A 12753-nucleotide genomic window follows, 5' to 3' on the forward strand; every position below is an offset into this window, starting at 1 on the left:
CCAGGGAATACTCACCAGAAATTGTTGTTGCGGAGCGTTTAAGGCTCAAGGAAGTCGCCAGCCCTCTGCCGGATGGACGAGCTTTCCCGAGCCCAGGTAGAGCTTTCGCCGCTGCACTGTCGTGTTGCGGTGCGCCAGGCCTGCTGGCGGGCGCGCAGGAGAGCGTCCACAGATCTGGTTCGCCTCGTTGGCCTCCAGCTCCCCCCGGCTGTGCTAGACGGCCATGCTCTTGATGCGCGATTGCCTGCTATAAAACGCCTGAATAGCCCACACAACGCCTATGAACAGCATCCCCGTGCCAAGCGCTTCGGCAGTAGACGGCCAGCGTTGCGAAATGAGCAGACCCAGTGCCGTCGCGTAAAGGGTTTCACTGGCGATCAACTGACCGCTGAGCGCGAGGGGTAGCCTGCGAGTTGCAACTGACCATGCCCACGCCGCAGCCAGTGTGGCGCCGAGGCCTTGCACCATTCCACTGATTATCAGCGCCTGAGTTCCGGCCACTTCGCCTGGCTGTATAGCGAAGTTGGACAGCTCCAAGTAGAGCCCAACCGGGATAAAGACCAGCATTTCAACGGCGCAACTGATAATCAGCATGGCCGACCACAGCATCGGTGACATCTTTGGGCGTTTGGCCAAAGCGCTTTCATTGAACAGGCCGAACCCCGTCCAAAAGGCAATAGCGACCAGTGATGCAAGCAGCCCAAACAGTATTGAGCCTGTTGGGCGGTCCACCATCGCCCCGCTTGCGTTGAACACGCTGTAGTTGACCACCCCTATCCCAAGGGCTGCCATCACCAGCGGGCCGGCAATTGCGCGCCAGGGGATGCTGGAGCTTCGCAAGTTAGCAGTGATGGCGAGCACTATCGGGACGGAGCCCATCATGACCGGAGGAATCACCGGACCTGCAGCCAATACCGCCGTGGTGATCAGAAAGAAGAAGCCGATATAGCCCAGGAACCCCAGCAGCGCGGCCCATGCCCAGTCGTTCAGCCGCAACTGTCGAACTTCACGACGGTAGATGAACAGCACTATCGCGCTGCCCACGCCGGCAAAGGCGTAGCTCACCACGGCCAGATCGAAAACGCTGTAATCGCCAACCAGTTGCGGAAAGATAAAGAGCAGTGACCAGGAAAAGGTCGCAGCTATTGCTGCCAGCAGGCCGAGTGTCATGCGCTCTTCTCCCGTGATTCCTGTTGCTGGATCCAGCTCTGAGCCATCCTTCGAGCTGTATCGAATACCGGCGTGTCCTGGCTCATCGAACCGCTGACAAAACTGCCCTCCAGCAAGATAAACAGGCCTTCAGCCGCTATATCAGGGTCCCGTACACCGGCGCTCGCGGCCAACGCCGAGAGATTCTCGCGAATCCCCTGTTTATGCCGACTGACTGCCAGGCGCACAGGATGGTCCGGCTGCGGGAACTCAGCCGCACTGTTGACAAACAAGCACCCGCGCCCGCTGTCTCGCAGAAGAAAGCGCTCATAGAGGTCGAAAAAAGCAAGCATGCTGCTGACCGGATCGGGCTGCTTCGCCAAGGTGCGCGCTACCTCTTCACGCCAGCGCCGGTCGCGCTCATCAAGACAGGCCACTATCAAGGAATCTTTGGATGGGAAGTGGCTGTAGAGCGTCATCTTGGTAACGCCGGCCAAAGAGGCAATGGCCGTTACCCCAGTGATATGCACACCGTGCGATAGGAACAGTCTCAGCGCCGAATCAATCAAGCGCGTTCTGGTTTTGTCCATGGTGCAGGTCTCAGCGTGGTGACAGCTGAAACTATACTGACCGGTAAGGTTGAGGTTTGCCCAAATACGACCTGGGTTCTGGCTGTTACGACAAGGACAAGAAGCGGTGACCAGGCGGCAGTGGAGAGCCTCACCCATCTGGGTCTGGTCATTGGCCATGAGACGGCGAGCAATACCGTGCTGGGCCGCTCACGCGGCGCGAAAGTCAGCCTTCTCTGTTGAGCGCTGCTGCGCCTTGGTGCGTGGGGGTGAGCCGGCGGTCAGGGGCTCGGTCCGGTCGGAGCGGTTTAGGGGGTATTTCTGGCCAAGGAAAAGCCCCTTAGCAACAGGCGCAGCCAGTCGGGCTTCCAGCTCAACGTCAATGACAGCGTGAAGGCGGAGGCGCTGAGCAGCAGCGCCCAGAGCACCGCTCCGAAACCGCTGCCCTGTATCTTCAGCAGAATCACCAGCGCAGCGGTAAGGCACGTTACCGCAACGAACAATCGAGCAAACTGACCCGCAGGCGAGGCTGCATGGGCCAGCGGATCGACAGCCTTGCGATGCGGCGCCTGGGAGAGTGCCAACAGGGCGAAGGCGAAATAGCACAGCGCGAATGCCAACATCGAGGCGAGCAGTTCAGGCATGAGGCGGCTCGATCCGTGAAGGGCGCGAGGCGGGTGGTGCGCTGATCTGGGCCCTTCGAATTCGTCGCGACGCCAGCAGGCAGAGCCCAGCGAGTACCAGCAGCATCATGTCCATGCCTGCAACGGCGGCAGATCCGGAAAACAGGCTGAGCGGCAGTAGAAAAGCGGTGGTGAGTGCATTAAGCGCCACCGCTGTAACAGCCAGTACGGCAGCACATTGCAATTGCTGGCGCCACGCCTGCGCCGGGTAACACGCAGCGTGGGCCAGTGCCAGAAGCCAGCTCAAACAGAACGCCCAAATCTCCAGCTCTGCGCGACTTTGGCCAAACCATTCACTGCCAGCGGGCAGCAGCCGGTTTGTGACGAAGAAGGTCAGCGTTGCGATCATCAGTCCTGGGCCGGCCGTCACGCTGACAGCGTCGACCACCCGAGTGCCGATGCGTCCCTGACGTTCATGCCTGGCGCGCCGCGAGCCGGACCAGAACAGCAGGCCGGTGCCGATCAGCACACAGCCACTCATGCCACCGATGAAATAGAGCCAGCGCAGCGTCCAATGCTCGAACTGGATGAAATGCAGGCCGGTCAGAAAGCGCTGCACGCCAGCAACGGGGGCCGCCGAGTGCTGGTGCAGCAGCTCACCCGTGGTGCCGTCAAACGTCAGCCGATCGACATTCATCGTCACCTCGTTGGCATGGGAGCGGCGAAACTCGACATAGGCGTTACGGTCGCCTGGATGCCAGACCCGCACGAAGTAAGCTTGGCCAGGCGTGCCGCTCCTTTCCCAAACTTCTTTTGCGCTCGTCAGCATTCTGTCCAGCGACGCGATCTCTGCGGTCAGTCCGGATGCCGGGCGTGAGTAATTACCCAGTGCCTCCAGCTGGAGCTGCGCCCGGCCTTGTGGATAGAGGGTCTGGGTGATTCCGGGGAAATAGATCGAATAGAAAATGATCAGCCCCGACAGGCTGATGCCGAAGTGAAACGGCAAGACCAGCACACCGGTCAGGTTGTGCAGATCTAGCAGTTTGCGCTGCAGTCGCTTGTGCGGTCGAAACGTGAAGAATTCGGCGATCAGCTTCCGATGCGCGACGATGCCGGACGTCAGTAGCACCAGCATGCCCATTCCGGCCGCGCCAACCAGCCAGTAGCCGATGCTGCGCCAGCCCAAGTGCAGGCTGAAGTGGAAGGGAAACAGGAACCGGGTGCCGGCCCAGCTGCCCTGGTCGGCCAACAGTTCACCGGTACGCGGATCGATATGACGGCGCACGGCATCTTGTTGTGGGCGCCGGTAGTCAAGCTGAAGCGTCGGCACGCGCGGTGTCGGCAGGCTGATGCTCCAGACAGGAGCGTCCTGCGCCAGTTGGCGCGCATGAGGGACGACGAGCTGGTCAAGCGAGAACTCCACGGGAGGCGGCGGAAGGCGCGTGTCGGGTTGCATCCAGCGGTCGATTTCCCGATCGAAGACTGAAAGCGAGCCGGTCCAGAAGATTGCCAGAAGCAAGCCGCCAAATAGCACGCCCGCCCAGGTGTGGAGCCATGACATCGACTGCCGAAAGCCGCTACCAGGCGCCATTCAGTCTGTCCCCAGCAGGGGAGCTAGCCATTGGCTTAGTGCCCCTCCGATCAGGATGCCTGTCAGCAGCAGCGCCCAGACCCGCCAGAGTCTGGGCTCGCTGAAACTCCAGATGAGCAACACGAGATAGAGAATAAAGCCCAGCATTGCAGCCAGGATTACCGCTTCGCTGCGCGCGATGCTGCCAAACAGGACCAGCAGTTGCGCGCTTGCCGAGGCTAGCGCGACCGTGCAGGCATAGCCGCCACCGATGGCCGCGACAACGCGCAGCGCCAGGCTGGCGCGGCGTGACCATCGATGGCTTGGAACTTGCCTGTCAGGCTTTGTCGCGGCTGCGGCCATGGCCTCAGAAACTGACCTGATAACCGAGGGTGAACGTGCGTCCGCGGCCGTTGAACACTCGCCCGTTGCGGGTCAGGTCCGAGCCGGTATTGGCCGCCTGCGAGTAGTAGGTCAGGTAGTCCTCGTTGAACAGGTTCTCGATCCCCAGGCGGGCTTCGCCGACCGGCAGGCGATAACCCAGCGTGGCATCGACCAGGGTGTATCCATCGAAATCCAGCCCAGGCTGATCGAAGCTTCTGCTGGCGTAGTGGTTGGCCTGCAACAGGCTGTGCAGCTTGTCGTTCCAGTTGGCCTGCCAGCCGATGCCATAGCGATCCGGCGAGATGTTCGCACCATTGAGGTCGGTATCGACCTTGCCGTCATCGTCAGTATCGGACTGGCCGTTGACCTGTGCATACATCAGCTTCAGGCGGTGCGCCTCGGTGATCTGCCAGCCACCGGTGAACTCGATGCCATCGATTTCGGTGCGCTCGCGGCGAACCTGATAGACCCCGCCCACGCTGTCCAGCCGCGATCCGAGTTCGGCATCCGACTCGTAGTAACTGATCTCCGCATCGAACGGGCCGTGGTTCAGGCGAAAGCCGATTTCACGGTTTTCGGTAACGACCGGTTGCAAGTCTAGGAAGTTGTCCACACTGGTTCCCGGAGTGCCGATGCCCCGCAGCACGCGACCGACATCCGGCATGCCGAAGCCTTCCGAGTAGTTGGCGAACAGTTGCGCCCAGTCATTCATTTGCCAGACCACACCGGCGTTGTAGAGCGTTTCCTCGAAGGTCGGGTTGCCACCTTCCACATCAACATTGCCTACCGGTTTGGTCGAAGCGATGGTGCGGAAGCCGTCGACGTCGAGGTCGGCGAATTCATGACGCACCCCCGCGTGGAAGGTCAGCTGGTCGAGGGCGCGGATCTCAGCCTGAAGGAAAGGGGCATAGTTACGGAATACCGTCTCAGGAACCCACTCCCGATCAGTGAGGATCAGCTGCTGGCTGGTAGTGTCCTGCAGCACATCAAGACCGCCGGTGAGCATCAGGCGATTGTCGAGCATGCCGTCGCGGCTGACGGTCAGCTTGCCGCCGATCTTGTCAGACTCGTTCTGCGACTGGTCGAACAGCGTTCCCGCTGGCGCGATGCTGGGGTCCTGGAAAGTGGCGTTCGTGCCGCCACCAAAACGTGCACGAAATCGCTGGGTATAAAGCTGCAGGCCCAGTTCGTTGCCATAGAAATCGGCATGCTTGTAGGACAGGCTGGTGGCCAGCGTTTCGTTCTGAGGAGCCTTGCCCTGCGGGTCGCCTTTGCGCGAAGTGGCGGGAATCTCAGCGTTGGCGTTACCCGGTACGTTGACGTACTCGTGTTCGCCTTCGACTTCGTAACGATTGATCATCAAGCCGATGTTCTGATTGTCATCCAGCCAGTAGCCGAGCTTGAGCAGCAGATCGGTGCCGGTCGAATCCATCACGTCGCCCTGGGTGTCGTCGACGCCGATCAGATCCCCATTGGCGTCGTAGAACATGCCCTGAGTCTGCCAGCTGGCGGCGGCAAGGTAGTCGAGATCGCCCTGGGTGCCTTCAACACGGTAGTCAAGTTTGTAGCCCAGTCCTTCGGACTCGTAGTCTCCGGGTGCGGTAAAGCTGACGCCCGCGTGCTGGCGCAGCGCACCGCTGGCCGGGCGGCGGGTGACATAGTTGATGATACCGCCCGTGGCACCCAGACCGTGCTCGGCACTGGCTCCGTGGATGACTTCGATGCGTTCGACCATCGACAGGTCGATGACGTAACCGTCGCGCTGGCTGTCACGCAGCGGTGTGGACTGTGGTACGCCGTCGATGAGAATCAGCGCCGAGCGGCCGCGGAAAGTCTCGCCTGCGCTGCTCATCTTCTGCCTGCTTGGCGAATAGGACGGGATCAGGTTGCTTAGCACAGCGCCATGATCCGAGGTAATCGCCAGTTGTTGTTCGATCTGCTCGCGGCTGATCACCGTAATTTTCTGTGGCGTCTTGCCGGCCTCGCTGCGGGCGCGTGTCGCGCTGATGGTTACCGCCTCAAGTTCAGCGGCCTTTTCGGCGAAGGCCGGGACCGACAAGAAGGAAATCGACGCGAGCGAAATGGACAGACACAGACAGGATTTGCGGAACACGAGAAGCTCCCGATATTGGTGTTGTTGGGAAATCGGGGCGGGAATGTAAACTAAATGAAAATAATTGGCATTAGCTTTGTCGTCATGCTGACGCCACTGGCCACCTCGCGGGTGTTATCGCCGGGAGCAAAGTGCTCTGCCTCGGGCATTCGACGGGGGAAGTCATCATTTAAGAGGCGTTGATACAAAATGTAAGCCGCACTTGGGCCGGATGCCACGCAGGTCGTCTGGACCTGAGGCGCGCCGGTTTGCGGCGGACATAGATGCCGCGCAGGGCAGGGCGATTGGCTTGATGCGCTCGGTGTTGCGGAGAGAGGCTGCTGGGCCGCAGACGAAGAGTTCGTAGCAGAAAATAAGCGGCAGAAAGCAAAAAGGCCCACCGCATGGGTGAGCCTTTTTGTTCGGATTAGTGGTGCCAGGGACGGAACCGAACCATGCGATGAAAGTGGCGCGATATAAGGCTTTCTCTAGTGTGCGGTAAATAATCTACGCACAAATCTACCCGCTTTTTCTTTTGCTGCCCCCTGTTTTGGAGTTTCGGGTCGCTGTTGTGCCTTGGTGTTTTCTTAGCGTGCTCCGGCTCGCTATCAGCGTCGAAATCTAAACCCATCTACTTTGGAAACCGTGCCGGGGCGCTTGATATCCGTTGATTGTTTTTTCAGCCTTACCCCTTGGGGCAACCTTGGGGTTCCTCCCCGTAATCGCCCCGTCACCCTTGCGCTAATCGTCCGGCTACGCGATCGGCTTACCGTGACCTTACCGTTTCGTCTTGCGGTGATCTTGGGGCTACCTCGCCCTAATCTCGCCCTCGTCTTACCGTTCCGACTGGTCACCGGGGCTGGTAACCCTTGCCCTAACCTTGCCGTCCGCCTCACCCTGATATCACCCTCTTGGACTCGCGCGCGTGCGCGTACTGGTCACTAAACCGGCTTTCATGGGGTTGATTCCCCGAAACGGGGTGCCGCGTGGAAAGTGCGCGTGAAAAATGCGTGCTTTCCGTGCGTACCAGCTTGCGCACCAGGACTGCGAACCAATAGCGCGAACATTGCGAACCGCTGTCGTGATCGGCTTATCGGGTCATGCGGGGAATGCGGATTTTGGGGAAACAAGAATGTAGCTCCCCCTATCGTTCGGGAAAGCGAAGCGATGAACTTTCAACCCACCCCCTCCCCACAAAGGGTCCTCCCGGCAGGGCGGCACGGGTGCGGGTGGTTCGTGCCGTGACCATTCGCTATATACGGCGCTGTCAGGTGGGTTGGTTGTTGTTTCGTTGTCTCGCTCCAGGCTTCGCCGGTCGGGCGCTGGTGCTGGGCAATAGGCCAACTGGTGCCGGTCGTTTCCGCATGGCTGGTAATCGTTGCGGGCTTGCTGGCGGGGCTTCCAGCGGAAAGCGGAACCGGAAGCGGTGGAAGCCCCAAAAAATCCGTATGAAGCGAAAGGGCGGGGCACGAATCACCCCCATAGGCCCACCCCGTCAGGAGGACCCAAGGCCACCCCTTAGACCACGCGCAGCACGGGTGGCAGCTTGAGCGTTCGAGCTTCGCTAGCTTTCATAGACTCGGCTCCTCTGGTGCGTCGTCTAGTTTCGCATCAGGCCAGCGCCAGCGAACGGCGGCTAAGGCTGCGGAATAGGTCATTGGCTGTCCCACCATGTAACCAATCGGCTGGCCTGCTCGGGTAATCCTCCAGGCGGCGCGCTTCGGCTCGATGGTGGATGTGTGTGTTGAGTCGTTGGCCGCGCTCAGCTCTGCCAGCAGTTCGGTCAGGTGCTCCCGTATGAACTGGCGCATGGGGTCGGTGATGCGCTCGACCGGCGAGACGCGCAGTCGGTCGGCCACGCACTCGACAGTCAGACCGGCCCGGCGCAGGTGGCCCAGGGCGGCCATTATCCGAAGTACTCCGCGTTGTCTTCGGTCTGTACCCTGTTTTTATCCGTAACATCGTCACAAGCCGCGCCATTGCTGTCTTTCAGCCTGTTTTTATCCGTAACGATTGGCGCTTGCGTTACGCCTTTAAAACCGCTGTAAGCCGCGTGGTTGCTGGCTTGTGACGGTGTTACGGCTGTTGCGGGGGTGTCGGAGGACAGATACCGTTTGAACGCTTCGGTGAACTGCTCCCGCTTGTAACCCTTGGCGACCTTGTAGCCGATGCGATGGGTGCTCGGCTTGATACCGAACTCAGAGAGCCGCTTGGAAAGCTGGTGCGGTGTCATGGGTTTGCCTCGGTTCCACGCGGCCCACGGCGCTTCCTCATCTTCGGCCAGTGCCTCCAATAGATCGGCGGTCGCCAGACGCTCGGCGCGGCGGGTGTCGAAAGCGTCGCGGATCGAAGCCAGCAACTCCGCGCCGATGCTGGGGGTGTCTTCCTCCAGGCCGTGAAGTGTCGCGGCAGCATTACGGGCTATGCGCGGCCAGTTGCCCCCGGCCACTTCCGCGACGGCTAGCAGCGGTTCCCAACAGTCGTTGGCGCGGTCATTCAGGCCGTCCACTTCGGCGGGTCTGGCTGTGCGGATGGCCTCTCGGTTGTCGATAGCGAAGCGTGCCAGCTTGCTTACCAGCTCGGCGAAGGCGGCGGGGTCGGCGTGACGAATCTTTACCGTACGCTCCCCCGGTAGCTTGCGGCGCAGGCGTAGCGGAATGCTCCGGTCGGACAGGGTGTCGGCAATCTTCCCGATACCGCATAGCGCCTTCGCGCCCCATACATTGAACCGGGTGGGCATGTGGTCATCGCCAACGCAGCGAATCACGAAAGCGGAGTCACGCGTAAACCCGGCATTGAGTATGCCCCGCGCTTCCTCGTGTTCGGCCAAGAAGGCGTCCACCTCGTCAATCAACAGGGTTGGCGTCCACAGCTCCAAGGCGCGGAACAACGCAGCCGGAGCGATGTTGGAGACGGCCAGCGAGCGGCAGGCTAGACGTGCCAGCACGCCAAGCATTACCGTTTTCCCGCAACGCTTCTCCGGAGCGGTGATGTTTGCAATCGGCGCGACGTTCACCACGTCCACAAACCATGTAAAGGCGGTCCACAGCGCAGCGGCGTGAACAGTTGCCGGGTCGGCTATCACATGGCGGCGAATGATCGCGGCCAAGGCTTCCAGCAGCTCGGCACCGTCCACCAGATCAGGCCATAGCGTGACCTCGGGGAACAGCTCATCGGTGCCCCCAGCAGCTTCGTTGGCTGGGCTGGTCAGCTTGTCCAGGTCGACCATGCTTGCTGTCTTGGCTTCCTTCACCGCGTGACGAATGCGCGCCCAGCGAGCAGGGTCGGTTCCTCTAACCTGGCGCAGCAGGGCCAGCACTTCGGGTTCGAAGATCGCTCCGGGATCTTGCTTGCTCCTGGCGAGTGCGTCCGCGATCGGGTCGGGTGCCGGTACGGGTTCGGGGATCAGTTCGGCAAGGTTGCTCATTGATTCGCCTCCCGCCATTGGCGCAGGTCGTTGAAGTCGGAAAGGCTCGGCGGCTCGGCTCCGCTCCAGGGCGGCAAGACCAGCCCACATTCCAGCGCGGCGGCGGCTTGGGTGGCTGCGGTGCGTCCGGGGTTGCCCTCGGTCTGGCGGTCATCGTCACCCGCGATAATCAAAGTGCTGTCCGGGTAGTGCCGCTGTAGGTGGCGCCCGACTTCCAGCAGATTGCCCGCATTCATTGCGCAGGCGACGGCGGCTCCTTTGGCTTCGTGAATAGTGGCGCCAGTTGCCCAACCTTCGCAGACGTACAGCGGCTGGCCTGGCTCCAATGTGCCGATGGGCGAATAGCAACCCTTCACCCGGCCACCAGACAGAAACCGCTTGTCGCCGTCCGCTGCGATGCGTTGCAGGTTGACCAGCACGCGCCATAGGTAGAGCGGAACCAACAGAACTTCGCCACGCTGGCGCAGCCCATGAGACTTGCAGCCCTTAGCGATCAGGTATGGGTGTCGCGGGTCAGCCGGGGCGCTGGTGTTCCATAGCCGTTGCGCCTCGATGGCTGCGGCTTGCTGGCGCTGGTGCTGCTCCGCTTCGCGCTGGTGGCGTGCCTTCTCGATGCGCTGGCGGATCAATTCGGTTTCCATCGGGTCGGCTGGTTTGCGGCTGCTCCAGATGCTTGAGCCTCCCGCCTTCCAGCTGCCGAACGCACCCGACGCGATGCCGTCCAGGTGCAAGACATACCAGCCGTTGAGCGTGCCGGGTTTGTCGTCTGGCACGCGGAAACGGTGAATGGTGCCGTCTGCTACAGGCAGCCAATCCAACGGGCCGAATGTGGCTTGCAGGGCGTCGCGGAAAGCCAGTTCGGCTTTCTCCAGGCAAGCCGATCCCCTCGACGCATGGGCGCCGTTTTGAATGGTCATGGTTTAGCCCTCTGCGGTGGGGTGTGGCGCGGCGGCCTTGCGGCGCTCTAGCTCGTACTCGGCGCCGTTGGCCACGTCAGTGAGCCGGCCCGATAGGTAGCCAAGTGATTGAAGCAACCAGCCAATATCGCGGGCGGTATGGTTGGTAAGTTCACCAGCGTCGGCGGTGTTGGCCAGCAGCTCGCCAATGGCGGCGATGCCGTGCCCGACCGTCATAGCCTCGCACTCGGCGGTGCGCTCGATTGCGTCCAGATCGTCGGCGGACAGTGTGTTAAGGCGCGAAGGGTCCGGCAGTAGATGGCCCCAGCACACGGCGATGGAGTGCGGCGCGCTCATTCTGTTGCCTCCGCGCTGGTGCTGCTCAGGTAGTAAAGGGCGACGCCGTTATGGGTAATGCCGTCCTCATCGGTCAACGTGACCCGTTCGGTGCGGATGGTGTGGCCAGCGGTGCGCAGCTCCTTTATGCGCCCTCCAGGGTGCATGACATGCAGCTCGCGGCGGGCGGTAAAAGTGTCCAATGCGCCCATCCGTAAACGTGCCAGCAGACGGGCGCGCTGTGCTTCGACGCTGGTACTATGGCGCTGCGTTTTCTTGGGGCTGGCCTGTTGGTCGGCCTTTTTTGTGTCGGTCATTTATGCAGCCTCCCCGCGTTGGGCGGCGAGCGAATCGCACCACTGCAAAATTTCTAATTCGACCCAGGCAACGGACTTAGGCCCAAGGGTGACTTGAGCTGGGAAGGTTCCGGCAGCAATGCGCCGGTAGATTTCGGATGTGGAAAGGCTGGTGTAGTCCTTCACCTTGGCCAGCTTGATAAAGCGGCATGGAAGTTGGGCGGGGTTCGTATGTGCGGCCATATCGTGTGCCTCTTGGGCTTTGTTGAACACGATTGGCATTGAATACAGCGAAGCGGCAGAAGTAACCGCAACTGCGGAGCGAGAAACCGCAATTGCGGTGCGGCTGCGGTGACTTATTCCGCGTCAGCCTTGGCTTTATTAGCTGCGGCGAAGATGGTTTGAAGGTTGCGGTCAGACAGGCCGCGCCAAGGAAACCGCTCCAAAATCGCTGCCTTGATGGCTTCCTGATTCATACCCTGCGGTCTCGGGCGCTCAACGGGCGCTTTCAGAAGCTCTAGAAGTGCGGCAATGGCCAGAAAGTAAGAGGGCTTTGTCTCGGCTCCGGCCTGCTCCGCGGGCTTTTCTGGCTGAGCGTCGTCAGCCAGCAGCTTTTCCTCAAGCTCCCGAAGCGATGAAGTCCGCACAATCAAAACGCTGCCATCTGGAAGCCCTCCAGCTGGGTAATACCGACTCTCCCCCTCCAAGAATTCCTTTCTATCTTCGTCGTGCTTCTGAAGCAGCTCTTTAGCCTCATCACGCTGCTTTTCGTCACCATGAAACAGCTGTGTTAACCATTTGAAGCTAGCGCGCGTGCCGGCCAAATAGGGGTTGTCTTCATAGCTATCTTGAAGCTGGTAGATGTACGTTTCATCGCGCACAAAAGCGCCATCAATGCCCTGAAGGGTTACGGCTGGTCCCTTGGTTTTCTGCTGGTAAGCATGTTCAACGTCTAGTCGCTCATTACCGATTAAGGGCAAATCCCAAACGTCGCCCCTTATGTGGAAAATGTCTTCCTCAAGGTTTATGTACTGGTCGTGGCCTGCCGCCAGGCTGGTCATAAGCGGGGTCAGCCCTAGGTCTGCGCTTTTCGGGTTCTCTTGCCAAAGCTTTTGCAATTGCCGAGGCGCCGTTATAGCAGGTGCCTCGGGTTCACTCTCTAGAAAAACCACGCCCGGCGTGTTGAATAGCTGGGGAATCAACGTCCAGTTAGTGTCTTCGAACGGAACAATCTCACCGCGTCGCGCGACGGCATGATTAACGAAATATACAGATAGCTTTAAATGGCCATCGAGCGCAAAACGCAAAACGTCAGCCTCGGTTACTTTTTCTCCGGCACTGATAGAAAGGCGCTTGGCGGCATCTTTGATTGTCAGCCATTTCTTTAGCTTCAAAAGCTTGCTCATTGCCA

Annotated in this window: 13 protein-coding genes; all 13 read right to left on the minus strand. The window is 60.4% G+C overall.

Going from position 1 to position 12753, the window contains the following annotated elements; translation table 11 throughout:
- Positions 1-213 precede the first annotated feature (213 nt).
- Positions 214-1170, minus strand: a complete 957-nt coding sequence (locus tag CXK96_RS11255) for a DMT family transporter (protein WP_102836547.1) — start codon at positions 1168-1170, stop codon at positions 214-216.
- Complete coding sequence (locus CXK96_RS11260; RefSeq protein ID WP_256061604.1) at positions 1167-1898, minus strand: TetR/AcrR family transcriptional regulator; 732 nt, start codon at positions 1896-1898, stop codon at positions 1167-1169. The genes CXK96_RS11255 and CXK96_RS11260 overlap by 4 nt, the downstream gene beginning before the upstream one ends.
- Positions 1899-2026: 128 nt before the next feature.
- Entirely contained in the window at positions 2027-2362 is a 336-nt protein-coding gene (locus CXK96_RS11265; protein WP_102836549.1) for a DUF3325 family protein, read from the minus strand.
- On the minus strand, positions 2355-3932 hold the full coding sequence (locus CXK96_RS11270) for a PepSY-associated TM helix domain-containing protein (protein ID WP_102836550.1): 1578 nt from the start codon (positions 3930-3932) through the stop codon (positions 2355-2357). Before CXK96_RS11270 ends, CXK96_RS11265 begins: the two co-directional genes overlap by 8 nt.
- Positions 3933-4274, minus strand: coding sequence for a hypothetical protein (locus tag CXK96_RS11275; RefSeq protein ID WP_102836551.1), 342 nt, complete (start codon positions 4272-4274; stop codon positions 3933-3935).
- A gap of 4 nt (positions 4275-4278) precedes the next feature.
- The gene (locus CXK96_RS11280; protein ID WP_102836552.1) at positions 4279-6408 is read right to left on the minus strand and encodes a TonB-dependent receptor; all 2130 of its coding nucleotides are present in this window, start codon (positions 6406-6408) and stop codon (positions 4279-4281) included.
- Between the two features lie 1550 nt (positions 6409-7958).
- Positions 7959-8294, minus strand: coding sequence for a hypothetical protein (locus CXK96_RS11285; RefSeq protein WP_102836553.1), 336 nt, complete (start codon positions 8292-8294; stop codon positions 7959-7961).
- On the minus strand, positions 8294-9814 hold the full coding sequence (locus tag CXK96_RS11290) for a DUF3631 domain-containing protein (protein ID WP_102836554.1): 1521 nt from the start codon (positions 9812-9814) through the stop codon (positions 8294-8296). Before CXK96_RS11290 ends, CXK96_RS11285 begins: the two co-directional genes overlap by 1 nt.
- Entirely contained in the window at positions 9811-10731 is a 921-nt protein-coding gene (locus tag CXK96_RS11295) for a toprim domain-containing protein (protein ID WP_102836555.1), read from the minus strand. Before CXK96_RS11295 ends, CXK96_RS11290 begins: the two co-directional genes overlap by 4 nt.
- A 3-nt stretch (positions 10732-10734) precedes the next feature.
- Complete coding sequence (locus CXK96_RS11300; RefSeq protein ID WP_102836556.1) at positions 10735-11067, minus strand: hypothetical protein; 333 nt, start codon at positions 11065-11067, stop codon at positions 10735-10737.
- A complete protein-coding gene (locus tag CXK96_RS11305) occupies positions 11064-11363 on the minus strand; it encodes a helix-turn-helix domain-containing protein (protein WP_102836557.1) in 300 nt (99 codons plus the stop codon). The genes CXK96_RS11300 and CXK96_RS11305 overlap by 4 nt, the downstream gene beginning before the upstream one ends.
- Complete coding sequence (locus CXK96_RS11310) at positions 11364-11585, minus strand: helix-turn-helix transcriptional regulator (protein WP_102836558.1); 222 nt, start codon at positions 11583-11585, stop codon at positions 11364-11366. It abuts the gene before it with no gap.
- Between the two features lie 113 nt (positions 11586-11698).
- Positions 11699-12748 (minus strand): hypothetical protein, encoded by a 1050-nt coding sequence (locus CXK96_RS11315; protein WP_102836559.1) that lies wholly within the window; start codon positions 12746-12748, stop codon positions 11699-11701.
- Positions 12749-12753: the final 5 nt, after the last annotated feature.

It is taken from the genome of Stutzerimonas stutzeri (assembly GCF_002890895.1).
In the GTDB taxonomy this organism is placed as follows: Bacteria; Pseudomonadota; Gammaproteobacteria; order Pseudomonadales; family Pseudomonadaceae; genus Stutzerimonas; species Stutzerimonas stutzeri_AB.